The organism is Pseudoalteromonas amylolytica (assembly GCF_001854605.1).
GTDB classification, from domain to species: domain Bacteria; phylum Pseudomonadota; class Gammaproteobacteria; order Enterobacterales; family Alteromonadaceae; genus Pseudoalteromonas; species Pseudoalteromonas amylolytica.
On record NZ_MKJU01000006.1, the window covers coordinates 276,675 to 300,977 of the forward strand.

General features: G+C 43.6%; 24 protein-coding genes. 8 read left to right on the top strand and 16 right to left on the bottom strand.

The features are described 5' to 3' along the window. Window positions 1-2: 2 nt before the first annotated feature. Both BET10_RS02715 and BET10_RS02720 read left to right on the top strand, forming a co-directional pair. Window positions 3-989, top strand: a complete 987-nt coding sequence (locus BET10_RS02715) for a DUF2333 family protein (RefSeq protein ID WP_070983281.1) — start codon at window positions 3-5, stop codon at window positions 987-989. Window positions 990-992: 3 nt separating this feature from the next. After that, window positions 993-1,754, top strand: coding sequence for a TIGR04219 family outer membrane beta-barrel protein (locus BET10_RS02720; RefSeq protein ID WP_070983282.1), 762 nt, complete (start codon window positions 993-995; stop codon window positions 1,752-1,754). A 114-nt stretch (window positions 1,755-1,868) separates the two neighbouring features. Here BET10_RS02720 and BET10_RS02725 read toward each other — a convergent pair whose 3' ends face one another. Further along, the gene (locus tag BET10_RS02725; RefSeq protein WP_070983283.1) at window positions 1,869-2,747 is read right to left on the bottom strand and encodes a TIGR03899 family protein; all 879 of its coding nucleotides are present in this window, start codon (window positions 2,745-2,747) and stop codon (window positions 1,869-1,871) included. Next, window positions 2,744-3,328: an SRPBCC family protein gene (locus BET10_RS02730; protein WP_071038860.1), complete on the bottom strand. Its 585-nt coding sequence runs from the start codon at window positions 3,326-3,328 to the stop codon at window positions 2,744-2,746. The genes BET10_RS02725 and BET10_RS02730 overlap by 4 nt, the downstream gene beginning before the upstream one ends. Before the next feature lie 136 nt (window positions 3,329-3,464). Here BET10_RS02730 and BET10_RS02735 point away from each other — a divergent pair, with 136 nt between their 5' ends. Together BET10_RS02735 and BET10_RS02740 are read left to right on the top strand one after the other, a co-directional pair. Beyond that, a complete protein-coding gene (locus BET10_RS02735; protein WP_070983285.1) occupies window positions 3,465-5,672 on the top strand; it encodes a bifunctional diguanylate cyclase/phosphodiesterase in 2,208 nt (735 codons plus the stop codon). A gap of 117 nt (window positions 5,673-5,789) precedes the next feature. Then, the gene (locus tag BET10_RS02740; RefSeq protein WP_070983286.1) at window positions 5,790-7,964 is read left to right on the top strand and encodes a YgiQ family radical SAM protein; all 2,175 of its coding nucleotides are present in this window, start codon (window positions 5,790-5,792) and stop codon (window positions 7,962-7,964) included. Window positions 7,965-7,977: 13 nt separating this feature from the next. Here BET10_RS02740 and BET10_RS02745 read toward each other — a convergent pair whose 3' ends face one another. Then, window positions 7,978-9,105, bottom strand: a complete 1,128-nt coding sequence (locus tag BET10_RS02745) for a TRAP transporter substrate-binding protein (RefSeq protein ID WP_070983287.1) — start codon at window positions 9,103-9,105, stop codon at window positions 7,978-7,980. 115 nt (window positions 9,106-9,220) lie between these two features. Between BET10_RS02745 and BET10_RS02750 the strand changes: the two genes are divergently transcribed. Next, the gene (locus BET10_RS02750; protein WP_070983288.1) at window positions 9,221-10,720 is read left to right on the top strand and encodes a sensor histidine kinase; all 1,500 of its coding nucleotides are present in this window, start codon (window positions 9,221-9,223) and stop codon (window positions 10,718-10,720) included. A 49-nt stretch (window positions 10,721-10,769) separates the two neighbouring features. Here the strand turns inward: BET10_RS02750 and BET10_RS02755 are convergent, their stop codons facing one another. The 7 genes from BET10_RS02755 to BET10_RS02785 all read right to left on the bottom strand — a co-directional run bounded on the left by BET10_RS02755 (window position 10,770) and on the right by BET10_RS02785 (window position 16,937). Then, complete coding sequence (locus tag BET10_RS02755; RefSeq protein ID WP_070983289.1) at window positions 10,770-12,599, bottom strand: DUF885 domain-containing protein; 1,830 nt, start codon at window positions 12,597-12,599, stop codon at window positions 10,770-10,772. Window positions 12,600-12,679: 80 nt separating this feature from the next. Next, on the bottom strand, window positions 12,680-13,816 hold the full coding sequence (gene hemW, locus BET10_RS02760; RefSeq protein ID WP_070983290.1) for a radical SAM family heme chaperone HemW: 1,137 nt from the start codon (window positions 13,814-13,816) through the stop codon (window positions 12,680-12,682). Next, the gene (locus tag BET10_RS02765; RefSeq protein WP_070983291.1) at window positions 13,813-14,406 is read right to left on the bottom strand and encodes an XTP/dITP diphosphatase; all 594 of its coding nucleotides are present in this window, start codon (window positions 14,404-14,406) and stop codon (window positions 13,813-13,815) included. Before BET10_RS02765 ends, hemW begins: the two co-directional genes overlap by 4 nt. A 6-nt stretch (window positions 14,407-14,412) precedes the next feature. Next, complete coding sequence (locus BET10_RS02770; RefSeq protein ID WP_070983292.1) at window positions 14,413-14,850, bottom strand: DUF4426 domain-containing protein; 438 nt, start codon at window positions 14,848-14,850, stop codon at window positions 14,413-14,415. Between the two features lie 12 nt (window positions 14,851-14,862). Continuing rightward, complete coding sequence (locus BET10_RS02775) at window positions 14,863-15,396, bottom strand: YggT family protein (protein ID WP_070983293.1); 534 nt, start codon at window positions 15,394-15,396, stop codon at window positions 14,863-14,865. Between the two features lie 9 nt (window positions 15,397-15,405). Continuing rightward, on the bottom strand, window positions 15,406-16,227 hold the full coding sequence (gene proC, locus BET10_RS02780; RefSeq protein ID WP_070983294.1) for a pyrroline-5-carboxylate reductase: 822 nt from the start codon (window positions 16,225-16,227) through the stop codon (window positions 15,406-15,408). Window positions 16,228-16,241: 14 nt separating this feature from the next. Beyond that, the gene (locus tag BET10_RS02785; RefSeq protein ID WP_070983295.1) at window positions 16,242-16,937 is read right to left on the bottom strand and encodes a YggS family pyridoxal phosphate-dependent enzyme; all 696 of its coding nucleotides are present in this window, start codon (window positions 16,935-16,937) and stop codon (window positions 16,242-16,244) included. Between the two features lie 30 nt (window positions 16,938-16,967). Here BET10_RS02785 and BET10_RS02790 point away from each other — a divergent pair, with 30 nt between their 5' ends. Genes BET10_RS02790 through BET10_RS02800 form a run of 3 tightly spaced genes read left to right on the top strand, consistent with a single transcriptional unit; the run spans window position 16,968 to window position 19,997 of the window. Then, on the top strand, window positions 16,968-18,011 hold the full coding sequence (locus tag BET10_RS02790; protein WP_070983296.1) for a type IV pilus twitching motility protein PilT: 1,044 nt from the start codon (window positions 16,968-16,970) through the stop codon (window positions 18,009-18,011). A 5-nt stretch (window positions 18,012-18,016) separates the two neighbouring features. Beyond that, the gene (locus BET10_RS02795) at window positions 18,017-19,141 is read left to right on the top strand and encodes a PilT/PilU family type 4a pilus ATPase (protein ID WP_070983297.1); all 1,125 of its coding nucleotides are present in this window, start codon (window positions 18,017-18,019) and stop codon (window positions 19,139-19,141) included. Further along, on the top strand, window positions 19,122-19,997 hold the full coding sequence (locus tag BET10_RS02800; RefSeq protein ID WP_070983298.1) for a hypothetical protein: 876 nt from the start codon (window positions 19,122-19,124) through the stop codon (window positions 19,995-19,997). Before BET10_RS02795 ends, BET10_RS02800 begins: the two co-directional genes overlap by 20 nt. A 12-nt stretch (window positions 19,998-20,009) precedes the next feature. Here the strand turns inward: BET10_RS02800 and ruvX are convergent, their stop codons facing one another. The 6 genes from ruvX to BET10_RS02830 all read right to left on the bottom strand — a co-directional run bounded on the left by ruvX (window position 20,010) and on the right by BET10_RS02830 (window position 24,286). Further along, on the bottom strand, window positions 20,010-20,456 hold the full coding sequence (ruvX, locus tag BET10_RS02805; RefSeq protein ID WP_070983299.1) for a Holliday junction resolvase RuvX: 447 nt from the start codon (window positions 20,454-20,456) through the stop codon (window positions 20,010-20,012). Between the two features lie 8 nt (window positions 20,457-20,464). Then, window positions 20,465-21,022: a YqgE/AlgH family protein gene (locus BET10_RS02810; protein WP_070983300.1), complete on the bottom strand. Its 558-nt coding sequence runs from the start codon at window positions 21,020-21,022 to the stop codon at window positions 20,465-20,467. 23 nt (window positions 21,023-21,045) lie between these two features. Further along, window positions 21,046-22,002, bottom strand: coding sequence for a glutathione synthase (gene gshB, locus BET10_RS02815; RefSeq protein WP_070983301.1), 957 nt, complete (start codon window positions 22,000-22,002; stop codon window positions 21,046-21,048). A gap of 49 nt (window positions 22,003-22,051) precedes the next feature. After that, window positions 22,052-22,786 (bottom strand): 16S rRNA (uracil(1498)-N(3))-methyltransferase, encoded by a 735-nt coding sequence (gene rsmE / locus BET10_RS02820; protein ID WP_070983302.1) that lies wholly within the window; start codon window positions 22,784-22,786, stop codon window positions 22,052-22,054. Window positions 22,787-22,885: 99 nt separating this feature from the next. After that, window positions 22,886-23,362, bottom strand: a complete 477-nt coding sequence (locus tag BET10_RS02825; protein WP_070983303.1) for a hypothetical protein — start codon at window positions 23,360-23,362, stop codon at window positions 22,886-22,888. A 30-nt stretch (window positions 23,363-23,392) separates the two neighbouring features. Then, on the bottom strand, window positions 23,393-24,286 hold the full coding sequence (locus tag BET10_RS02830; protein WP_070983304.1) for a DUF350 domain-containing protein: 894 nt from the start codon (window positions 24,284-24,286) through the stop codon (window positions 23,393-23,395). Between the last annotated feature and the right edge of the window lie 17 nt (window positions 24,287-24,303).

Here is a 24,303-nt window from a genome sequence, read left to right on the forward strand (position 1 = left end):
TTATGCAGCAAAATATAGGAAAGTTTATTGGTGCACTAAGCGCTTTACTCTTACTAGGCTATTTGTTGGCGGTTTATTGGAGTGTAGAACCTGCAAAATTTGATGTATTAGAGCGCGCAAAACAGCAAGCTCAGAGTAATAACGAAAAGTTGGTGACGGGGTATGTCACAACCAACACTTTAATTAGTGTGAGTGAAACCTTATTGCAAAAATCAGGGGGGTATTTGTCAAATGACATGCTACCGCCTGGCGTTTTAATGGACAACATGCCAGCTTGGGAATATGGCGCATTGGAAATGGTACGCGATCTGGCGTTGTCTATGCGTAAAGACTTTAGCCGTTCTCAATCTCAGTCGACGGAACATCCTGCACTTAAATTGGCACAGCCGCAATTCAATATTAGTTCAACGGCTTGGGCATGGCCTAGCGCTGAGGGCGAGTATCAATCAGGCATTAATTACCTTAAAGAGTACCGCTCAAAAATCGCAAGCCCTGCACAGAGGGATAGCCAATTCTATGCGCGCGCAGATAATCTACGGGGTTGGTTGAAGGAAGCTGAAAAGCGATTAGGAAGTTTAAGCCAGCGTTTAAGTGCCAGTGTTGGCCAAGATAGAGTTAATACAGATTTAGCTGGGGACAGTGCGGCGAATCAAGCAACATATACACCTAGCCATAGAGAAATAAAAACATCTTGGTGGAAGATTGACGATGTATTCTACGAATCTCGGGGCGCAAGTTGGGCACTGCTACATTTTTTAAAAGCCGTAGAGCATGACTTTGCAGACGTGCTAGCAAAAAAGAATGCGACGGTCAGCCTACAACAGATTATTCGAGAACTCGAAGCGACTCAAGAAACCGTTTGGAGTCCTATGATTTTAAATGGTAGCGGATTTGGCTTGGTTGCTAATCATTCGTTAGTAATGGCAAACTATATTTCAAGAGCTAATGCAGCTCTTATCGAACTCAGTGAACTCTTAGCGCAAGGATAAAAAATGAAAAAGTACTGTATTGCGGCCGCGTTGTCGATGGCCTGTTTGGCACCCGTTGCTCAAGCTGACACCTTACTTGGATTGTATTTAGGAGCCGAAGGATGGCAGGCCGATAACTCGGGGAACTTCGCCGAAAGCGGCAATGCTCAGTCATTCAATTTCGATGATGAAACTTTCACAAGTTACTATGCTGCGCTTGAGCACCCAGTGCCATTTGTGCCTAATATCAAGTTACGCTATACCGAACTCGAACTAAATGGTTCCACTACCTTGTCTGAAACGTTTGAATTTGGCGGAAAAGACTTTATCGTTGGCACCACTGCGAATACTTTCACCGATCTAAGCCATGTAGACTATACCCTTTACTATGAAATATTTGACAATGATTTAGTGTCATTTGACTTTGGTGTAAACCTTAAACAATTTGATGGCACAATTCAGGTTGCGGGTACAGTTGAAGGGAATACCACTACAGAAACTCGCGACTTTTCAGGCGTGGTACCGCTGGGTTACCTGCGTGCTGAACTTGGCTTACCAATGACCGGCTTTAGCGTGTTTGCAGAAGGCAGTATGCTGGCTGTTGATGATAGCAAAATTCAAGACTATCAAGTGGGTGTTGCATGGCAAGTAATTGGCAATTTGGCTGTTGATGTAGCTGTGCGTGCTGGTTATCGCTCGATGGTACTTGAATTAGATGATGTTGATGACATCTCTACAGATATCGATGCCTCAGGACCATTTGCTGGTATCGAAGTACATTTCTAATTCTCAGTATGATTTAGCTAACCTCGGCTGTGCAAACTCGCGAATACGCAGTTGAGGTTAGTGAGCTGACAGAGCACTCACAAGAGAGCTCCGTTACTTACCTGAAATATCTTATCAGCTCCAGTGACATTCAAACTCCTCGGCGAGCGCTTGCTCCAACTGATGTTTATACTTTTTGTTGATAGGTGAACTCACCAATTTTTTCAACTCATCTCCAGTTTGCGTCAACTTGTAGTAGCTCAGAACGAGTTCATTGCTTTTCGGGGTTAACGTGAGCTTTTTGCTGTGAAAAGAAAACTGCATTGGCTGACCTTGTTTTAAGCTGGCAGACTCAATCTCTTTTCGATACAGCAAGTTAATATCCATTAAAGTGAGTATATTGGGGAAGCTAAGACCTGCATTGGCGAGGTTAATGGACTCCTTGTTGCCCTTTCTTAGTAAGTCGAAAAATGAAGGCTTTTTATAATATCCTAACAAAATTAAGTAGCTGTCTTCTTTTTCTAGGTAGCCGCAAAGTGCTGCACATTTTTGTAAGGCCGAGGCTTCTCTTTGTGTCATCTGCTTTAATGTTTGCAAGCTCTTGATAGAAAAAGTACCAGGTGAGACGGTTTCGCCCACTAAAATTTTTGCCCACAACTTTTGCATATTTTGATTGGCGATATCTTCAGCCAGTACAATGTAGTGCTCTAACCAGTCTGGGTCTGGTCGTCCCTGACTGGTTACATCTGGACACACGCTCAATGCCATCGCCGTAATTTGCTCAATGTTCTGCTGACGCTGAATTTTGTTGAGTTGCTGGCGCTTCAATGCCCGTTTAAGAAGGCTTTCATCACTGCGTACTGAATAGCTTATGGGCATGGTACCTTGTGCGCTGTAACTGTTATCTGAGGCACTTCGTGTACCAAAGTCACGACTTTTAACCATCGTAAATCCGAGTTTATCTTCGATTAATGAGGCTAAGCTCGCTTTAGCTTGGGCGTTTTTTACACTCATGTAGAGGCTCGCAATTTAAGTTCTGTTTGTAGGTTATTGAACGCTGAAATCATCAACTGATGTATGTAATATTCCATATACAGTGCCATATAACCGCCAAAAATGGTGGAGTGAATGACGCCCGTTACGTGCCAGTGTACGGTGATCGAATCATTACGTGGCGTTAGAGTGAGTTGTCCGGCAGCGGTATGTTCGTTATTAATCAACAGTGAAAAGTGTATGCCGTGAGCATCTTTCTTGGTAATGGTTATTTCAGCCTTGCCAAACTGATGTTGCACGGTTGCATGGGCGCCAACACCGGTACTAGGAATGGAAATGAGAATATCTTTAGTACCTTTCACTCGATTTAAGCGCATAAGTTGCGACCAAGCTTGTAAGTCAAATAGAGATGAAAGCTGTTGAGCCTCTGCTGTGAGAAAGGTCTTTTGTTGCTTTAAATGATACTTATGAGGCAAAAGCAAACCAGCCAGCACAAATAGTAAGCAAGCGAGTAACAATACCTTAGTCAAAGTGATGAGAATTCTGATAGCTATCTCCAGCAACATTGGTTGCGAACATCCAACACGCAAGTAGTTGAACATCGTCTATAATATTTCATGTACGTATGAAATTTATACCTGATAGTAAAAATGTACCACAATTCGTATGATGGTAAATGGGTTAGTAAACTTAAGCTTGAAACACAATAAAGCAAAGTAGTGAATTGAAGGATAAAAAATGGCGTCTGAGCAAGATGATTTTTTGTTTCTAGATCATGATGATGACACACAAGAAGCTGAGGTCAGTGGAGCCGCGTGGGATATCCTTGTTGTAGATGATGATCCTGAAATTCATTCTGTTACAACATTGGCCTTGTCAGGCGTAGAGTTTTGGGGTCGAACGTTGCATTTTCACCATGCATACAGTGGTAAAGAGGCCATAGAAAAGTTAATCCATAACCCAGAAATATGTGTGATGTTGCTAGATGTGGTGATGGAAACTGACGATGCCGGCTTGACCGTCGTAAAGCGTGTGCGAGACGAACTAAAAAATGAAAATGTGCGCATTATTTTACGTACAGGCCAACCAGGTCACGCCCCTGAAGAGCAAGTGATCCGCGACTACGATATCAACGATTACAAGATGAAGACGGAGCTAACACGCAGTAAGTTGGTAACGTCCATGATGACAGCAGTGCGTTCATATCGTCAAATTTGTGAGCTCGAAGCGCAAGGTTTAGCGTTGGCATCGATTCTTGACGCCATTAAAGGGATTCTTGGTCATAACGACATTCGAACCTTTAGCCTTGCAGTAGTGACACAATTAGCAAAAATTTTAGGCAGTGAACCCTATGGTATTGTCAGTGGGCAATTGGGGAATGACAAACGGATTGTTGTGTTAGGTGGCACTAGTCAGTTTCAAGAGTTTTTTGGCCAAGGGCTTGAGCAGTTAGACAATGGCCGTGTGATCATGCAGGTACAGAATTGTTTTGACAGCGGTGAGCATCAGCAAACTGATCATGATATTACCGTACTACTTCAGGGCAAAAATCGCAGCGCGGCGATTTATTTGGAGCTAGACATTCAGCCGACAGACTCTCAATTGCAGTCTATGGAGATCTTTTTAGCTAACGTCAGTATTGGATTAGACAACATAAAATTGTTTAATGAATTACGTGATGTGGCTTATAAAGACCCGCTAACAAAGTTACCAAATCGCGCTTGTTTTACTGATAAAATCGCACAGTACTACAAGGATCAAGACAGTAACTTAATACTTATCCTGATCGATATTGCTCAGTTTTCAGATATCAACAATGGTTTAGGCCAAGAAGTGGGTAATCAATTGTTGCTTGCCGTAATGCATCGCCTTGACCAAGAATTCCCTCAGGTTGAGCTGCTGGCGCGCATTGGGGCTGATGTGTTTGCAATGTTGCTGCCTAAAATAGGTTTTGATGAGCGCATGTTCATGGACAGCTTACTGATTCCTTATCAAGTGAATGAGCATGTTTTATCAATTCATTTCAGAGTGGGAATATGTGACCAAGACGACTTTGCTTGTAATGGCTTGGAGACACTAAAATTAGCTTACATAGCGCTGAATCAAGCGAAACAAGGAAATCAGTCAGTTGGTTGGTATACATCAGATCTTGAAGAAAAAATGGCTTGGAAGTTGGGACTTATTCGCCAACTAAGACAAGATTTTGAACAACGCAAATTAGAGGTATGGTATCAACCTCAGTTATGTTTCAAAACACTAGAAGTGACGGGCTGTGAAGCGTTATTACGCTGGCCATCGGACAATGGCCGATATATCTCTCCTGGAATTTTTGTGCCTTTGGCTGAAAATGCGGGGCTGATTGTCGATATTGGTCAATGGGTGCTAGAGCAGGCGTGTGAGCAACAAAAAAAACTGGCGGCTATGGGCAAACCTATCAGCGTTGCGGTGAATGTGTCGGTGCCTCAGTTTAAAGTTCCCAACTATGCGCAAAGTGTAAAAGAAACTCTGTTGGAATATGATATAGAGCCACATTTTATCGAATTAGAAGTCACAGAAAGTGTGGTCATGGACGAAGTTGGCGCGGTGGTAGAGACACTGACTGAATTACAAGAGCTTGGAGTAGAAGTGGCTATTGACGATTTTGGCACGGGGTTTTCATCACTGAGTTACTTGCAAAAATTGCCATTTTCTCGACTAAAGATCGACAGAGCATTTATCAAAGACATTCCTGATAATGATAGCGGAGCGATTGCTGAACTCGTGATATCTTTAGGCCGGCATCTTGGTCGTAAAACAATTGCAGAAGGCGTTGAGACTCAAGCACAAAGCGACTTATTAAAAAAAATGGGCTGTGATGAAGTACAAGGGTTTATGTACGCTAAGCCCATGCCAAGTCATGAGTTTATGGCGTTTTTAAAAAGCTATAAACCTAAGGCGAGTGACTAAATATTGCAAACAAGCAAGGATGTGCGCTTTACCTTAGTTTGTTGCTGATAATCTATAGTTTGTGGTTGTAGGCATTTAGGCTATAATTCGCCTCTTTTTATCCTCTAGGCAGTCACTATGAGCGCACTCAAAGCTGAACGTCCGTTGTTTTCTTATCCCAAATATTGGGCTGAATGTTACGGCACGGCTCCTTTTTTACCTACCACACGTGAAGAAATGGATCAATTAGGCTGGGATAGCTGCGATATTGTATTAGTGACAGGGGACGCCTACGTTGATCACCCTAGCTTTGGCATGGCGGTCATTGGACGGGTGCTTGAAGCACAAGGTTTTAGAGTAGGGATCATCGCGCAGCCAGATTGGTCGAGTAAAGATGCTTTTATGAGCCTAGGCAAGCCCAACCTGTTTTTTGGTGTAACTGCAGGCAACATGGATTCCATGATAAACCGTTATACCGCCGAAAAACGCATGCGACACGATGATGCTTATACCCCAGGAAATGTAGGCGGAAAGCGTCCTGACCGTGCTGTTGTGGTGTACAGCCAAAGGTGTCGAGAAGCCTATAAAGACGTACCGCTAGTCATCGGTGGGATTGAAGCAAGCTTAAGGCGCATCGCTCATTATGATTACTGGCAAGAAAAAGTACGCCGCAGCATTATCTTCGATGCAAAGGCCGACATCTTGATCTATGGGAACGCTGAGCGTCCACTGGTGGAAGTGGCTCACCGTATTGCCAAAGGTGACAAAGTAGAAGATATTCAAGATGTGCGTGGCACGGCTGTTATTCGTAAAACTCCTTTACCGCAGTGGCGAGGTAGTGATTCAACCGCGATAGACAAGATAGGAAAAATTGATCCCATTCCCAACCCCTATGGTGCTGATGATGTGGGTTGTAGTAAATCAGAATTCACCAAAGCGGGCATTGATTTGTCGGCGGAAGCTGCCAAGCCTATCACCGTTCAACCACCTCGTTTGAAGCCTTGGGAAAAGGTCTACGTAAAGTTGCCAGCTTTTGAACAAGTAAGTGTTAATAAACCTTTGTACGCGCATGCTTCTCGAATTTTGCATCAAGAAACCAATCCAGGGTGTGCCCGAGCGTTGTTTCAACGTCATGGAGATCGCTCCGTATGGGTCAATCCTCCAGCCTTTCCCCTTGAAACACAAGAAATGGATATCGTATTTGGCTTGCCGTATCAGCGCGTTCCACATCCAAGTTACGGAGATGCGAAAATCCCTGCCTATGAGATGATAAAAACCTCCGTAAATATCATGCGTGGTTGTTTTGGTGGTTGTAGTTTCTGCTCGATTACAGAACATGAAGGCAGAATAATTCAAAGTCGATCTGAGCAGTCAATCATTGATGAAATCGAACAGATCAGAGACAAAGTGCCTGGTTTCACTGGGGTTATCTCAGACTTAGGTGGCCCGACAGCAAACATGTATAAGTTGCGCTGTAAGAGCAAAAAAGCGGAAAGTACGTGTCGTCGTTTGTCTTGCGTATATCCAGATATTTGTAAGCATATGGACACAGACCACACACCAACTATTGAGCTATATCGCAAGGCCCGTGATGTAAAGGGTATTAAGAAAATCCTGATAGCATCGGGGGTACGATATGATTTAGCAATTGAAGACCCGCGCTATGTGAAAGAGCTCGTGACACATCATGTTGGTGGCTATTTAAAGATTGCTCCAGAGCATACCGAAGAAGGGCCATTGTCTAAAATGATGAAACCGGGCATGGGCACCTATGATAAGTTTAAGGAACTCTTTGATAAATATTCAAAAGAAGCTGGTAAGAAGCAATACTTGATCCCGTATTTTATTTCTGCACACCCAGGTACAACGGACGAAGACATGGTGAACATGGCTCTGTGGTTAAAAGCACATGACTTTAAACTAGACCAAGTTCAGAACTTTTATCCTTCACCTATGGCAAACGCGACGACTATTTACCATACGCAAATGAACTCGCTACGAAACATCAAGAACAATACTGAGCAAGTATCTGTGCCCAAAGGCGCAAGGCAAAGGCGCTTGCATAAGGCTATTTTGCGTTATCATGACTCATCAGGCTGGCCTATGATCCGTGAAGCTTTACGTAACATGGGTAAGGCAAATTTAATTGGTAAGGGTCCGAATTGCCTTGTACCTGAGGAAGGGCGCACTGAGCGTAGTAAAAATACGCGTGGCCGAGCAGCTCTGACCAGACACACAGGGTTTAGCCAGTTTAAAAAGGCCAATACCAAACCTAAGGTTGGCGGAAATAGACGCAACGCGAAGCAAAAGTGACCCATAATAGGCCTTATGCTTGGGCGGCTTCAAAAAACCGCATAAACCCTTTTTCACTACCTAGTAACTGGCGTTTGAACGGCAGCCATTGCGGTTGCTCTGGGCCTGCAAGCGCATGCCACTGAGCAATCTCTTCTTGATTGGGTACATAGATATCGGTGCCTAATTTCTTTAGGCTACGCTCACAGTAGCGCGCAATGTTTGGCTGTTGTGCTAAGTGTTCTGTAAAGGTTTTACTGGCAGCGTCATGCAATGCGTGTTTGAGCTTTAACGGCAGAGCATTAAACCATGGTTGGTTGACGACAAATAGCCAGCCGTCTTGCACACTATTAATTGACGAAATGACGCCTAAATGTTTTCTCAGATTGTTAGGCCCATTAAATAGTCCAACAATAGACGGATCCAAAGCTTCAATACGGCCACCTTCAGCTAACGTGGCAACCTTTTTCCATGGAACTTGCACAGCTCGGGTGCCACATAAATCATAAAACTGGTTGAGCACTTTGCTAGCCGGTATGCGAAACACGATGTCCAACATATCTTGTGGAGTTTTTATAATCTCGCCATACCGCTTGGTGGATGTGACTGTACGCGCGCCGGGCAAGTAATGCATTAATATAGTGAGCTTACCTTGCTGATGTATCTTTTTAAGTACATGATTTTGCCATGTATTTGATGAAATTAGATTGAGGTACTGTTGCTGTTCTGCACACCAAAAAGGAATATTGAGTATATCTAATGCGGGTAAAATAGGTGTCAGATTGGAAACCGAGATTAACGCCGCTTGAATTGCTCCACGCGCTGTGTGCACTGCTAATTCAGTGCCTACGCCAAGTATTCCGTTGTCAAAGGTATTGAAATATATTTTTCCGTCACTGAAGTGCTCGACGTTATTTTTCAATTGCTGGTGCATATGCGGAGATGAGCGCCACTTATGAGTGTCATAGGGTGAGGCGAACATCATGTTAAAGTTGGCGCGACGACACTTTTCAAGCTCTTCAATAGCATTCTGCTGACACAGTTCACTTGCCAATAAACTATAAGGCATTGTGCAACCTGCGACGATACAGGCCGCTTTTTGCGCAAATGCACGACGATGGTGATCTATTTGGCTGTTACTACGCTTTTTGCCTAATGCCATAAAATTCAATGATACCTACAGCTTGTTAGTTAAGCTTAGCAGAATGAGGCGTTGATTGGTGATAAACCTAATATTTACTAAGCTTATGTAAAACGTTTAAATTGAGAGTAAATTAGTGCAACTTGTCCGTGAAAAGCTCATCTATCGAACTGTGCTCGCCATTGGTATTGTGTTCAGTATTACTGTAATTAGTTTGCTGGGCACCGCTGTGTTTCAGATGGCAAATGTAGCACATCACCAGAACTTGCTGCGTAATGCATACAGTCAGCTACAAAATACTTATGCACAAGTATTAATAGACCCTACACAGCTCACACCATATAACAATGCGATCACGCAACTGAAACAAGAAATTGATGGGTTTGCGTCACAGCCAACTCGCGAGCTGGCTAACAGTTTGACTACGCAGATAAATATTCAGCAGCAGAGTGTTTCAGGAGTAGCAAAAGCGATACAAAGTGGTTCGCTTAGCTTTAATGATCTGTCTAAACAGCAACTAATCGACGGGAGTCGTCAGTTGGATGAGCTTTTTTCAATATATGTGAGCAAGTTATCTGAGCAGCATAGCCAAAATGTATGGCTGGATAGTTGGTTATTGCTGTTATTAAGTCTGGTGACGTTACTATGGGGGGCTGGCTTGTATTTTCTTTACAGAAAACTTCATCATGGCATTTTGCTCACGCAGCAGGTGTTAAATGATGCCAAGTACCATCAGGCATACACGCTGCCTGCTCACCATCGAGGCCACATAGCTGCAGAGGCGCCATTGGGTGAACTGTTAAAGATGGTGGACGTGTTAGCAACTCGGCTAGAACAAGTTCATGCACAGTTTGTTGAAGAGGCACAGGCAGCGACGTTAGGGAGCATGGTACAAGGTTTCTCACAATCATTACAGACCTCGCTACAACATGCAGCGACACATCACCGCCGACTTACCACACTGAGCAATAAACTCTCTGGTGGGGATCTGAGTGAGGAGCAAGTGGCTCAATTGTTAGCGAAGCTAAAGCAGATCCTGACACAGCTCGATACAGAGCTGGCAAACACTTATGCCGTGTTAGATGATTTTAACAACATAGCTAATTATCACCAATTTGACGTAGAGGCTGAATTTAATCTTAAACAACTGATAGTGGCGATATTTGAGCGTCATGAAACTGAATTAACAGCGAGTCATTGCCATGTAAGCTTTGAGATCCCAGAGTCCTTGTTGTTGAGAAGTTATCCTGCAGTATTTGAGCAAATTTATCATCATTGCATCAGCAATTGCGTAAAGCATGCCAAGCAAGAGGGGAAACCTTTAAACATAGTGGTGTCAGCGATGGTTGTGAATGATTTTGTGCATTTATACTTTAAAGATGATGGGGCTGGAATTGACGCCGAGTTGCTATCAATTTTTGCAGGTACTGACATGAAAGCGAGTCGTCACTTTGGAAAACTAGGGTTAGGGCTGAGTGTGATTTACCACCTGGTGACAGAGAAGCTCAAAGGGGAGTTTAAAATTCAAAGCCCTGCTCATGGTGGAGCGTGTGTTCATATCGTTTTATCAGGCACACAATATAGGATGGCTCAAACCGTGAAAAAGGGCAGGCGGAATGAACAGGCTTTGGAGTAGTAGAATAAAAAAGGCTGCATAAGCAGCCTTCTAAAGTATGCAAGGAGCATTAAGCCTTTTTGCTTGCAACCCATTCAGCCACAAAACGCTCAAGTACGTTAAGTGGTACAGGACCATTTTTTAGTACTACGTCATGGAACTGGCGAATATCAAACTTGTCACCAAGCTCTTTTCTGGCGTTTTCTCTAAGCTCAAGAATTTTTAGCATGCCGATCTTATACGCGGTTGCTTGTGATGGCATGACGATGTGACGCTCTACCATTTTGACACCATCCGACTTAGCGTTAGGCGTATTGTTTACATAGTAATCAATACCTTCTTGGCGAGTCCACTTCATCGCGTGGATACCAGTATCAACAACTAGGCGACATGCACGCCAAAGTTCCATAGCCAAACGACCAAAATCAGAGTACGGATCTTCATATAACCCCATCTCTTTTGGTACTAGCTCAGAGTATAAACCCCAGCCTTCAATGTAAGCCGTGTAACCACCAAACTTACGGAATTTAGGTACACCTTCAAGTTCTTGTGCAATAGCAATTTGCATATGGTGTCCTGGGATCCCTTCATGGTATGCCAAAGCTTCCATTTGGTATGTTGGCATTGCTTCCATATCATAAAGGTTTGCATAGTAGATGCCTGGACGAGAGCCATCTGGTGCAGGTTGTTGATAGAATGCTTTGCCAGCGGCTTTTTCACGGAATGCTTCAACGCGCTTAACAATCATGTCAGCCTTTGGCTTGACGATAAACAGTTCATCAAGGCGTGACTTCATGTTGTCAATCAAATCTTTAGCTTGAGTCAGATACAACTCTTTACCTTCATCAGTATTAGGTAGATAGAATTGTTTGTCGGTTTTCATGAACTCCATGAATGCCTTCAGGTCGCCTTTAAAACCAACTTTGTCTTTGATTTCACGCATTTCATCGTGAATACGAGCGACTTCAGCTAGGCCGATTTCATGAATTTCTTTGGCGGTTAAGTCAGTCGTTGTGGTACGTGCCAGCTTAGTATTGTAGAAGGTTTCACCATCTGGGAACTTCCATGCGCCATCACGCTCATCGGCACGTTTTTCAAGCTGCTCTAAGTAGTTGATTAGTTTGCTATATGAAGGTTTTACAGCCTCGTTTAGGGCATTTGTTGCTTGCGCGATTAGCTCGGCTTTTTCTGCCTTGTCAATCTCTAGCTTGTTCACTTTACGCTTAAAGTCAGCGAGTAAAGTTGAATCTTCCCCTGCTTCAAACGGAGCGCCTTTAATTATGTTTTTGCTAGATTCAATGACGTGTGGAAATACAAACTTAGGCGCTATGATCCCTTTTTTAGCTCTAAGCTCTAAGCTTTCTAACAATTGGTCAAATACTTTCGTAACGCCGTTTAGACGTGAAATGTAAGCGAGTGCATCTTTTTTATCAGTGATCTGGTGCTGATTGATCAAAAATGCAGGCACAGTAGAATGCGTACCATACATTTGATTCACTGGGTATGTGTGATAGCGCCATTTAAAGTCTGCGATTTCATTTTCTAGGTTTTGCTGCATTAAATCGTAACTTACTTGCGTAGACGCATCCAGCTTGTTGCGGTCAATGCTTTTTAGCGTTGCTAAATCCTTTTTTGCAAGCTCTAGATCTTCAAGTTTACGCGCGTCGCTTTCATCGTCCCATTTATCGTAATCTTGTTTGATACCCATGTAGGTTTGATATACAGGGCTGCGCATGACGCTGCGCATAAATACTTCTTCAAAAAAAGCATTTGCTTTTTCAACTTCGCTTTGAGCAACTTGTTGAACTTGTTGTTGAGGCGCTGGCTGGTCAGCAGTTTGCTGGCAGCCACCTAATAGCGCTACGCTGATAGCGGCAGCAATAACAGTAAGTTTACGCATTGTTTTACCTTTCTTGTTATTCATGAGCACATCTGCTCAGTCTTAAATTCTTTATTTCAGATAAGAGGATTTTCTCTGCTCTAAACAAACGATTGTAGCAGGTCGTTTAGGTATGTGTGGCCCTTATTTGTAACTAACCATGAATGGGCCTGATTTAGTAACAAACCATTTGACTCGGCATTGGCAATATTGTCTTCAACAGCCTCTAAAGATAGTCCAGTAAAATCAATGAAGTCTTGTTTAGAGCACGGTTGCTGTAAACGGAAGCAATTCATAAAAAACTCAAAGGGTCTATCCTGCTCTTCGACTTGCCAACTTTGGTAAAGGTAAGGTTTGCTCAAATCCATGTAACCACGAGGATGTTTTACTTTAACGGTACGTAAGATCTCCAGATTATCTGGTAGAGTAATTTTGCCATGGGCGCCACACCCGATCCCTAGATAATCGCCAAATTGCCAATAATTGAGGTTGTGTTTACATTGAAAACCCGACTTGGCATACCCTGATATTTCATATTGCTGATATCCGGCATTAGCCAACAATGCTTGACCTTGTTCTTGAATATCCCAAAGGATCTCGTCTTGCGGCAATGTGGGTGGTTTAGACGCAAACTGAGTGTTAGGCTCAATGGTCAGTTGATACCAAGATATGTGCGGTGGTTCTAGCTCTATAACGCGTTGTAAATCGCTCAGTGCATCGCTTAAGGTCTGGTTTGGTAAACCATGCATTAAGTCCATATTAAATGAACCTAACCCCGCTTTGCGGGCTTCGTGTGCGGCATTAATTGCCTCTTGCTCACCGTGAATGCGACCCAGCGCATTCAGTTTGTCCGCTTGTAAGCTCTGCACGCCAATTGAAATACGATTTATGCCAGCGTCAACATAGTGTGCAAAGCGGTCCGTTTCAACCGTGCCAGGGTTGGCCTCCAGAGTAATTTCAATATCTTCTTCAAAAGGAATGAGCGCGCGTACTTGTGTCAACAAATGGGTATAAGCATTTGCTGAGAGCAAACTTGGGGTGCCTCCGCCAACAAAAATACTGTGTAGCTTGCGCCCTTGCACAAGGTGTAAGTCGGCTTTCAGGTCGTCTAACAAGTGCTGTACATATTCTTGCTCAGGAATTTTCCCCTTTAAACTGTGACTATTAAAGTCACAGTAAGGGCATTTTTGTACACACCAAGGAACATGGATATATAAACTAAGAGGAGGTAATTTCACACATTGGCCTGCAATTGACTCAACAACATACCCAGTGCCTGGCCTCGATGGCTCAGAGCATTCTTTTGTTCTTTGCTAAGTTCGGCACTGGTGCAGCTTTTTTCAGGAACAAAGAATACAGGGTCATAGCCGAACCCTTCTCGACCTTGCTGTTGCATGGTTATTTGTCCTTCCCAGCTGGCTTGGCAAATAATAGGTGTTGGGTCGCTTGCATGACGCATATAAACTAACACACACCAAAAACGGGCACTACGCTGTGGATTATCTCCAAGCTCTAGTAATAGTTTGTCTATATTGTCTTGATCGCTGGCGTTAGCGCCTGCGAAGCGTGCCGAGTAAACCCCTGGTGCACCATTAAGCGCATCAACCTCTAACCCAGAGTCATCAGCTATGCTGGGCATTCCAGTGACTTCAGCTGCATGACGCGCTTTGATAATGGCATTTTCCACAAAGGTAGTGCCTGTTTCTGCCACGTCCGGTACATTGAACTGGCTTTGCGGTAATACTTCAATTTTGAGCTCGCTGAGCATGCTCGCGAGCTCTTTTACTTTACCTTGGTTACCTGTTGCCAAGACTACTTGTTGGGGCATTTGGGTTTAATCCACATAAAATTTTTGTTGAAAGTTCAATACTTGCTGAGTATTGCCTTGTGAAATAGTTACCTTGAAGCGGTAGGTTTCTTCGTTGCTAAAATCAATTTGCGCTAAGTAATATACCGAATCTCCGTCAACCACCTCTTTAAACTCTAAGTTTTGCTTATTACCAAGTAGGTTTCTAGCTTCACCTGTTAAGCGTACTTTTTGCGCTGGTTTTTCGGCGCTATTGCTCAGCACAGAGATATTCACGGTCGCTTTGTAATTACTACGTTCAAGGCCATATGCTTTGGCAATATTGGGCTGAATAAAAGTCGAAGGAAATGCAATATAGTGCACTTGCCATGGACCAAGAGTTTTAAATTGCCCCCCTTGTTCTGAGCCTGCTTGTGCGAAAGCACATACAAACAGCAACAAGGCGAGTGATAAATATTTATTCATGATGTATTGCTCCTAAGTGAGTAAGTCCATCACCAGCAGTTGTAAAAACTGCATGCCGATGAGCAACACTAAAATCGATAAGTCTAGTCCTCCCAGTGGAGGGATAACCTTACGAATAGGTCTGAGCATAGGCTCAGTTAACTGATCAAAAACCGCAGCAATAGGGTTATAGCCTTGCACGACCCAGCTCATAATGGCTCTAATAATTAAGATCCAAAATACCAAAGAAAATGCTTCTTTTAGTACAGTGATGGCACCATTGATCAGCGCCCCGAGAGGGTTCCAACCACCGTAAAAAAGCACCATCAATATAGAAACTTTAGCAAAGCCTACCATGAACGCCAGCAACAAAGACGCTAAGTCTAACCCGCCAACGCCGGGAATAATCTTACGCAGTGGGTTGACCGCAAAAGAAGTCACCTTTACCACAGTTTGGCTCAGTGGATTATAAAAATCTGCACGCACCAACTGTAGCCAAAATCGCAACAATACGACCATCAAGAACAGATCAAAAATGATCCCGATTAAAAATTGCATGGCGTTCATAGAATAACCTTATATTTCCTGTTCCATTTCTTCAGCGCGGGCAATACAAGCATCCATTGCGCCGGCCACCGTTGAGAGTAAGTTCTGAGATTTTAAATGTTCCACTGCGGCATGTGTGGTGCCACCTTTGGAAGTCACATTGGCACGTAGTTGTGCAATACTGATATCGGGTTGTGATACCGCCATTTCTGCAGCCCCTAGTGCTGTTTGTTGTACTAACTGACGGGCCTGTTCATCACTAAAGCCCAGCGCTTTTGCTTTTTGTTCAATAGCTTCCATAAACAAAAAGAAGTACGCAGGCGATGAACCTGTAACCGCAATGATGTCATTAATTTGAGATTCTTGTTCTACCCACGTGGCGATGCCTGTCGCTGAAAAGACCTGTTCAACGTAGTTACGCTCTTCTGAATCAAGACCATCACCATATAAACCGCACACACCGCGGCCCAATAAACAGGGAGTATTTGGCATACAGCGTACCATTTTTACTGGGTGCGCCAGCATTTCTCTCAGTCTATTTACCGTGATCCCTGCGGCAACAGAAATAAATAGCTTATTGCTAAAATCAATCCCAGAATCTTGGAAGCTTTGACAAAGTTCAGCCATCATTTGTGGTTTCACAGACAGCACAATCACGTCTGCATCATTGAGCGCTTGATTATTGTCAGAGGTAGTTTGTACGTTAAAATCGGCTGCGACTTTGGCTAGTTTGTCTTGATTGCGATTGGTGGCAATAATACTGTTTGGGGTAAAACCGTTTTTGATCATGCCGCCGATAATGGCGTAGCTCATATTTCCAGTGCCGATAAATGCAATTGTTTTGTTAGACATAGCGTGTACTTACCTTATTTTCTTGAGCCAAAAATATCAGTGCCAATACGTACCATGGTGGCACCTGCTACAACCGCAGGCTCTAAATCACCACTCATACCCATCGACAAAGTATCTAGCTGAGGATATTGGTCCTTTAGTCTATCAAAGCAAGCTCTCATTTGCTGGAAATATTGTAATTGTTTATTTTTATCATCGGTTTGCTCAGTGATGGTCATCAATCCTCTGAGCGTGAGCTGGCGGCAGCTGTGGATAAATTCAGCCAGTTGTTCAAGCTCGTCTAAGCGGCAGCCCGATTTATTTTCATCTGCACTGATATTTACTTGAATAAGGACATTTAACGGCATGAGATTATTGGGACGCTGCTCGTTAAGACGTCTGGCAATTTTTTCACGATCAACACTTTGCACCCAGCTAAAATGTTCTGCGACTAAACGGGATTTGTTGGATTGAATAGGGCCAATAAAATGCCATTCAATGTCTTTTTTCTCTTTTAAATGAGTAATCTTATCAACCGCTTCTTGTACATAGGACTCGCCAAACTGACGCTGTCCGTGTATATAAGCTTGTTCAATAAGTTCCACCGGTTTGGTCTTAGAAACTGCTAAAATAGTAACTGGGTGGTCAACAAGATGATCAGCTGTGCGTTGTTGGGCGGCTTTTTCTACGCGAGCGTAGGCGGACTTAAGGCGTTCTGCTATTGTAACCATATTATTTTTCAGCTCGTAGTGGAGTCATACATGGATATTACTGAGTTATTGGCTTTTAGTGTGCAACACAAAGCCTCGGATTTACATTTATCATCAGGCGTATCGCCAATGATACGCGTTGATGGCGACGTGCGACGCGTCAATATTCCCGCGCTCGAAGCCAAAGATGTAAATAATCTAGTGTACGATATTATGAATGATAACCAGCGCAGAGACTATGAGCAAAATCTTGAGATAGATTTTTCTTTCGAAGTGCCAAATTTAGCTCGCTTTCGTGTCAATGCATTTAACACCAATCGTGGCCCCGCTGCGGTGTTTCGTACCATTCCATCTCAAGTTATGAGTTTGGATGACTTGGGGGCGCCTGATATTTTCCGTAAGATAGCGGAATATAGAAAAGGTTTGGTACTTGTAACAGGCCCTACCGGCTCGGGTAAATCAACCACACTCGCCGCTTTGGTCGATCATATCAATGCGACACAGCATTACCATATATTAACCATTGAAGATCCCATCGAGTTTGTTCATAAAAATCAGAAGAGCTTAATAAACCAACGTGAAGTACACCGTGATACACACAGCTTTAATGCCGCACTACGTAGTGCTTTGCGTGAAGACCCTGACGTTATTTTGGTGGGGGAATTACGGGATTTAGAAACGATCCGTTTGGCCATGACTGCCGCAGAAACTGGGCACCTCGTATTTGGTACCCTGCACACGACCTCTGCGCCAAAAACGATAGACCGAATTATTGATGTTTTTCCTGGCGAAGAAAAAGACATGATCCGCTCAATGCTCTCTGAGTCATTACAGGCGGTGATCTCACAAACCTTGGTAAGAAAAGTTGGTGGGGGGAGAATTGCCGCCCATGAAATTATGCTAGGCGTGCCCGCTATTCGTAATCTGATCAGAGAAGATAAAATACCCCAGATGTATTCAACCATCCAAACCGGTGCTATTCACGGTATGCAAACAATGGAGCAGTGTCTAGGTAACTTAGTAAATCGTGGTTTGATTTCACAGCAGGATGCCTATGGCAGGTCGCAAGATAAACACGGCAGCAGTGGTTATTGAGGAGTATGTCGATGACATTAAATAACTATTTACAGATGATGGTCGATAAGCAAGCATCTGACTTGTTTGTATCGGCTGGATTGGTGATCAGTGCAAAGATTGACGGTGAGCTAAGGCCGCTGAGTGACGAGCGCCTTGATGCCACCAACTCACTCGCGCTGGTGGAATCCATAATGAGTGACAAGCAAAAGCAAGAGTTTCATGAGCACAAAGAGTGTAACTTTGCGATTGTTACGGACGCGGGGCGATTTCGAGTATCGGCGTTTTGGCAGCGAGATTGTGCCGGCATGGTAATACGTAGGATCATCACAGAGATCCCCGATGTGGCCGAGCTTGGTCTACCATCGGTACTAACTGATGTGATCATGTCAAAAAGAGGCTTAGTGTTGTTTGTTGGTGGCACGGGCACAGGTAAATCAACTTCACTTGCTGCGCTGTTAGGTTATCGTAACCGCAATCAAAGAGGGCATATCCTTACAATAGAAGACCCGATTGAATTTGTTCATGAACATAAGAAAAGCATTATCACGCAGCGTGAGGTTGGGTTAGATACTGAAAGCTTTGAATCAGCTCTGAAAAGCTCTTTGCGACAAGCACCTGATGTCATTTTAATCGGTGAGATCCGCTCGCAAGAAACCATGGAGTATGCACTGAGCTTTGCAGAAACTGGGCATTTATGTGTGGCGACGCTTCATGCAAATAATGCTAACCAAGCTATCGACCGCATTATGCATTTAGTGCCAAAAGAAAAGCACGATAAGTTAAAGTATGACTTGTCGCTTAACCTGCGTGCTATTGTGGCTCAGCAGTTAGTCCCCGCGGCGAAAGGTGATGGACGAGTTGCCGCAATTGAAGTACTGCTTAATACACCGTTGGTGGCTGAGTTAATTAAAAAGGGTGATGTGGGGTCTATCAAAGAAGCCATGGCAAAGTCGAAAGACTTGGGGATGCAAACATTCGATCAAGCCTTGTTTGAATTATACAAACAACAGCGTATTAATTACGCCGATGCACTGCATCACGCTGATTCGCCTAATGATCTACGATTGATGATCAAGCTGCAAAATAATGAACAGCAGGGTGCGGGTTTCTTACAAGGGGTGACGGTTGATGGGCTGGACAAAACTTAAGTTCCACCACGTATTATGGCTGCTACTTTGGGTGCTACAAATTCCTAGCTACGCACAAAGCGATAGTGTACAGATGTACATTCGCGATGATGTATTTGCAGACTATCAACGTTTTTTAAAAGACCGTTCGCCACTGGATGTTGAAGACTTTAGTGGTGGCTACATACGGCGAGATGTTGTGGATATGGTCCTGATTCAGAAAGCTTTGCTGTTAGGCGGGTTTGATAAGAAATTCACCTACCAAACTGGGAATGTCAATTTTCGTAACACTAAGCTATTAGAGCAGGGCAAGTTGCTGTTGAGTTTTGATAGTTATTGGCTGGCTGATGCCGAACCTTTAGCGCAACATATCTATATTAGTGAAGCGGTGATCCGACATGGGCAGTACTACGCGGGTATTTTCTATGCCCCAGATAATCGTGAAGTTACAAATTTAAGTAGCTGGGATGATCTCCAAGCGCTATCGGCGGTTAGCACGCCTCGTTGGCGCACTGACTGGTCAACGTTGCAACAATTGCCGCTTAAAAAACACGTTATTGAGCATGAGTGGGTAGCACAGGCAAGAATGGTAAGTATGCAATGGGTGGACTTTATGTTGATGCCACTGATGCCAAGTAAAAATAATGAGTACAGACTGGAAGGAATACACTTAGTTGCACACCCTAAATGGGTTGTATTACTTGATGGTAGCCGCCATTTTGTGGTGTCGAAACTTCATCCTGATGGGAGGCGTGCCTTCGCTGCACTGCAAAAAGGGCTTAAGGAATTAAGAGCAAAGGGCATTATTAAAAAAGCCTATGCTCAGGCCGGGTTTACTCCAGATTGGTCTAAAATGCAGGAACTTAAAGCACAATAATAAGAATGTGGCTTATTGCCACAAACTTTCAAAATAGCTTTCTAAAATAATGACCGCTGACATACTATCAACATTGCCTTTGCCTAGGTTTCTATAACCACCTTGTTCAAACAGTCTCGCTTTAGCATCGGCGGTCGTCAGGCGTTCATCCTGAGTTTCTACGGGTAAACGGTAATTATTGTGTAATCGATTCGCAAACTTTTTAGCTGCAAACGTCACTTGTTGATTGGTGCCATCCATATTCAGTGGCAGCCCCACAACTAATAAATCCGGTTGCCATTGCTGGACATGCGCCTCTATTTCTGACCAGTTGGGAATGCCATCTCTGGCCTTTACAGCACCTAAACTGGTCGCGGTGCCGGTGATCTCTTGACCCACAGCAATGCCAATGCTTTTTGTGCCAAAGTCAAACCCCATAATCGTGCGCTCGCCTGGGCGAGCTTTTTCTTTTTTTGTCATATTTACTTCTATGCGTGTCCAGCTTGAGAGCTGAGCTGTGCTGCATCTATCCCCAGCATCTGCACTGCTTTTTCCCAGCGCAGCTCTGGAGGGGTGTTGAATATAATGGCGGGATCCGCCTCAATCACGAGCCATGAGTTTTCTAGTAGCTCTTTTTCTAATTGACCACGCTCCCAGCCAGCGTACCCTAATGTGATTAAAAATGCTTCTGGGCAGCTGTTTGAGGTCAATGATGCCAACACATCTTTTGATGTGGTGATCATGATATCAGAGCTGAGCTCTTGGCTTGATGAGTAGCCTAATTTCGGGGTATGAAGTACAAACCCCCTATCAGTGTGAACGGGGCCGCCAGCAAAGACATTTTGTGCCGCTGCAGGCCGAGTTTTGTCATTGTCGATTTCAATTTTGTCTAGTAATTCACCAACAGTGACATCAATAGGGTGGTTAACAACTAAGCCCATTGCTCCATTTTCGTTGTGCTCACAGATGTAAGTTACTGTATGCTTAAAAAATGGGTCTTGTAAGCTGGGCATTGCGATTAAAAAGTGGTTTTCTAATGATTGCATATGTGTCGCCCCGTTATGGAATTTTATTTAGTATGGGCGAGTTTTACTTCAATCGCATCATAAAACTTGTCCATAATTGAAATATCGTACGCAGCCTCAATTTCTTTAACACAGGTCGGTGCCGTGACGTTAATTTCGGTAAGCTTGTTACCAATAATATCCAAGCCTACAAACAGCAACCCTTTGGCTTTTAAGGTTGGTGCAACGGCCTGAGCGACTTTCAAATCGTCTTCACTAATAGGGCGCGCTTCACCGCGGCCACCAGCGGCAAGATTACCGCGTGTTTCACCGCCTTGAGGGATGCGAGCAAGGCAGTAAGGGATCACCTCACCATCAACAACTAAGACGCGCTTATCACCTTGTTTAATTTCAGGGATATATTGTTGAGCCATGGCAAAACGTTGGCCATGTTCAGTCAGTGTTTCACAGATCACGCCAATGTTTGGGTCATCATGCTTCACTCTGAAGATAGACGCACCGCCCATACCATCTAATGGTTTAAGTATAATATCTTGATGCTTAGACAAAAACTCTCGGATTTGCTGTTGAGAGCGTGTCACTAAGGTATCTGGTGTATGCTCACTAAACCAAGCGGTAAACAGCTTCTCATTGGCATCGCGCAAACTTTGAGGCTTGTTCACCACTAAACAGCCGGCTTGTTCTGCTCGCTCTAAAATGTATGTTGCATAAATATATTCAGTATCGAAAGGTGGATCTTTACGCATTAAAATGACGTCTAAATCGGCCAAATTTATGGTTTGCTTTTCTTCTAGTTCATACCAGTGCGCGGTATCATCGAACACCTTTGCTTTAGCCACTGTCGCTTTTGCATGACCTTGGTACATGAATAAGTCACCAAGCTCCATGTAATAAAGCTCATAACCACGTGCCTGCGCCGCCATCATCATGGCAAAGCCGGTGTCTTTTTTGATGTTAAATCCACTAATGGGATCGGAAATAATTCCTAGTTTAATTGCCATGCATCACCTTCATACTGTTTTACCTTACTATGGGGCCAAATAATCAAAATTAAAGAGCAAGATCACCAAACTGTAATTGCAATGCACTCAGTACTGTTAATGCTGCGGTTTCTGTGCGCAGCACCCGTGGGCCTAGTCGAACATCTATAAATCCTTGATCGTTGGTTGCTTTGATCTCCTCATCGGTAAAGCCGCCTTCGGGGCCGACAATAAAGCGCACGCCATGGGTTGGCGTAGGAAGCGTTTTGATACTATGTTGCGCTCTTGGGTGTAATGTCAGCTTTAGCTCACTAGAGTGTTGTGCCAGCCAAGTATTAATATCGACAGGTGGATGAACAACAGTCACGGTATTTCGTCCCGATTGCTCAGATGCGGCAATCGCTATTTTTTGCCATTGTGCGTGTTTTTTTGCTAAGCGATCACCTGATAGCTTTACGCCACAGCGGTTAGTAAATAAGGGGGTGATCTCCGTGATGCCTAGCTCCACCGATTTTTGAATGGTGAAGTCCATTTTATCACCTCTAGAAATGCCTTGACCGAGGTGAATTTTGAGCGGTGATTCGCAATCGTGGCCATTAAACTCAATAACTTGAGCTGTCACGACTTTTTTCCCCACCTCCATCAGTTCACATAGATATTCACCACCGTGACCGTTGAATAATGAAACTTTATCGCCGCTTTGCATACGTAGAACACGTGAAAGGTGCCCTGCTGCATCGTCATCGAGTGTCACTTGTGTGTTTAATTTTAGTTCTGAAGGTTGATAAATATGGGGAATGCGCATAATAGACCCAAGTAAAATAGCAATGCGGTAATAGTAAAGTTTTGCGCTTTAAGCGTCTAGCTTCAGTTAAGGTTTGTGAATACTTTAAATTTGGCGTGGTTAGCCTGTTTCAAGTTTACACAAAGAGGCTTCAATATCTTCGCCAACATTTGATAACGCGCCATGGCAGGATAAATGGTTAATGTTGGCTTTGTCAGTGAGCTTTTGGTACATAAAGCTGCCATCTTCTTGTTGATCTAATAAGTAACGAATAGGATGTAGTGAGTTAAAAATAAACTGCTGCTCTTTGCTTGCAAGATGATAATCCAAGCTGGAAATGAGTACTCCACAAATATTGTGATGTTCATTAAGATAGCTGGCTAACTCTGAAACGCTTATTTCGTTCGCAAAATCACAATAGCTATAATCTTTGATAAGTTCATCAAACATCATTTTTAAAAGATGTCGAGTGTTATCGCCAGCGGCGATTAATTGGCTTTTTTGGTTGCTGGTATGTTTGCGCAAATACTCAGCGTAATCCCGGCTGAACTCGCTATTGCTGTCAACTAACAGAAAATTATCAGGTTTGATAGACATGGCCCCACCTAGTGTAGCCATGTCCAGCGGCTACACGGAAAAAGTACTAATTAGTAGATAGCCTATTGATGCGAAAACCGCAAATTCGATACAGGCGATTCCGATATTATCCTGATGATCGACTTCCAATCCTATGTCAACTTTAGGTAACGACACATACAGGAGTATGTAACTGCATATATATAGTAATGCCCACATCAGCCCGCAATGTAGCACCACGGAGAAAAGGTTTTCTACTATCATGGCTCCGTGATAGGGAGCACTATGTAAACCTGCGTAAATAGCTAAAGACAAACCAATGGTTTTGCCTGCATAGCGAATACCGATAGAGGTATTTGCGAGGTTGAAGTTTTGTTGCAATGACGCGCCTTGATTAACCTTGGCAAAACGGCTTTCTCGCAGCTTGCTATCTAGCGCAAATAACCCTTGCAATAGTAAAAAACTCAGGCTGACTACCAATAGGTCACTGATACCTTTTGGATGTACCCAATGGTATAAACCTAGTACTAAAATACCATTGGCTATCAACATGCCTGAGTCGACAAGCGCTGCGCATATATTCTGTTTGAGAATGGCTTGCTCTTCATTGAATTGATACAAAATCCATTTGCGATGGATGTATTGCCCAAATGCCACAAACGCCAGTATCAACAACAATACCACTGAGGATTGGATGGGTTGTGCCAGCGCCGTTGCAAATTTAATGTCATCAAAAAAATACGCGACACTAAAGGCTATCACTGAAATTTGGCAGGCATAACTGATACCCAACGCGAAATTATCTCGTTTGGCGAGCTCCTCTTGCAGCTCTTGCTTGGCTCGATACTGCACCAACAAACGTAAAACGATCACAACCAAACATATAACGATAAAACTCGAAAAAATCGCAAAAAAATTGATGTTCTGCAACGACAAATAAGTCATATTCGCTCTACTGATAA

Bases quoted from the DNA above. Each gene is read 5' to 3' on its own strand.
- BET10_RS02715 (WP_070983281.1), top strand. From the start codon at position 3: ATGCAGCAAAATATAGGAAAGTTTATTGGTGCACTAAGCGCTTTACTC.
- BET10_RS02720 (WP_070983282.1), top strand. From the start codon at position 993: ATGAAAAAGTACTGTATTGCGGCCGCGTTGTCGATGGCCTGTTTGGCA.
- BET10_RS02725 (WP_070983283.1), bottom strand. From the start codon at position 2,747: ATGAGTGTAAAAAACGCCCAAGCTAAAGCGAGCTTAGCCTCATTAATC.
- BET10_RS02730 (WP_071038860.1), bottom strand. From the start codon at position 3,328: ATGTTCAACTACTTGCGTGTTGGATGTTCGCAACCAATGTTGCTGGAG.
- BET10_RS02735 (WP_070983285.1), top strand. From the start codon at position 3,465: ATGGCGTCTGAGCAAGATGATTTTTTGTTTCTAGATCATGATGATGAC.
- BET10_RS02740 (WP_070983286.1), top strand. From the start codon at position 5,790: ATGAGCGCACTCAAAGCTGAACGTCCGTTGTTTTCTTATCCCAAATAT.
- BET10_RS02745 (WP_070983287.1), bottom strand. From the start codon at position 9,105: ATGGCATTAGGCAAAAAGCGTAGTAACAGCCAAATAGATCACCATCGT.
- BET10_RS02755 (WP_070983289.1), bottom strand. From the start codon at position 12,599: ATGCGTAAACTTACTGTTATTGCTGCCGCTATCAGCGTAGCGCTATTA.
- BET10_RS02765 (WP_070983291.1), bottom strand. From the start codon at position 14,406: ATGCCCCAACAAGTAGTCTTGGCAACAGGTAACCAAGGTAAAGTAAAA.
- BET10_RS02770 (WP_070983292.1), bottom strand. From the start codon at position 14,850: ATGAATAAATATTTATCACTCGCCTTGTTGCTGTTTGTATGTGCTTTC.
- BET10_RS02775 (WP_070983293.1), bottom strand. From the start codon at position 15,396: ATGAACGCCATGCAATTTTTAATCGGGATCATTTTTGATCTGTTCTTG.
- proC (WP_070983294.1), bottom strand. From the start codon at position 16,227: ATGTCTAACAAAACAATTGCATTTATCGGCACTGGAAATATGAGCTAC.
- BET10_RS02785 (WP_070983295.1), bottom strand. From the start codon at position 16,937: ATGGTTACAATAGCAGAACGCCTTAAGTCCGCCTACGCTCGCGTAGAA.
- BET10_RS02790 (WP_070983296.1), top strand. From the start codon at position 16,968: ATGGATATTACTGAGTTATTGGCTTTTAGTGTGCAACACAAAGCCTCG.
- BET10_RS02795 (WP_070983297.1), top strand. From the start codon at position 18,017: ATGTCGATGACATTAAATAACTATTTACAGATGATGGTCGATAAGCAA.
- BET10_RS02800 (WP_070983298.1), top strand. From the start codon at position 19,122: ATGGGCTGGACAAAACTTAAGTTCCACCACGTATTATGGCTGCTACTT.
- ruvX (WP_070983299.1), bottom strand. From the start codon at position 20,456: ATGACAAAAAAAGAAAAAGCTCGCCCAGGCGAGCGCACGATTATGGGG.
- BET10_RS02810 (WP_070983300.1), bottom strand. From the start codon at position 21,022: ATGCAATCATTAGAAAACCACTTTTTAATCGCAATGCCCAGCTTACAA.
- gshB (WP_070983301.1), bottom strand. From the start codon at position 22,002: ATGGCAATTAAACTAGGAATTATTTCCGATCCCATTAGTGGATTTAAC.
- rsmE (WP_070983302.1), bottom strand. From the start codon at position 22,786: ATGCGCATTCCCCATATTTATCAACCTTCAGAACTAAAATTAAACACA.
- BET10_RS02825 (WP_070983303.1), bottom strand. From the start codon at position 23,362: ATGTCTATCAAACCTGATAATTTTCTGTTAGTTGACAGCAATAGCGAG.
- BET10_RS02830 (WP_070983304.1), bottom strand. From the start codon at position 24,286: ATGACTTATTTGTCGTTGCAGAACATCAATTTTTTTGCGATTTTTTCG.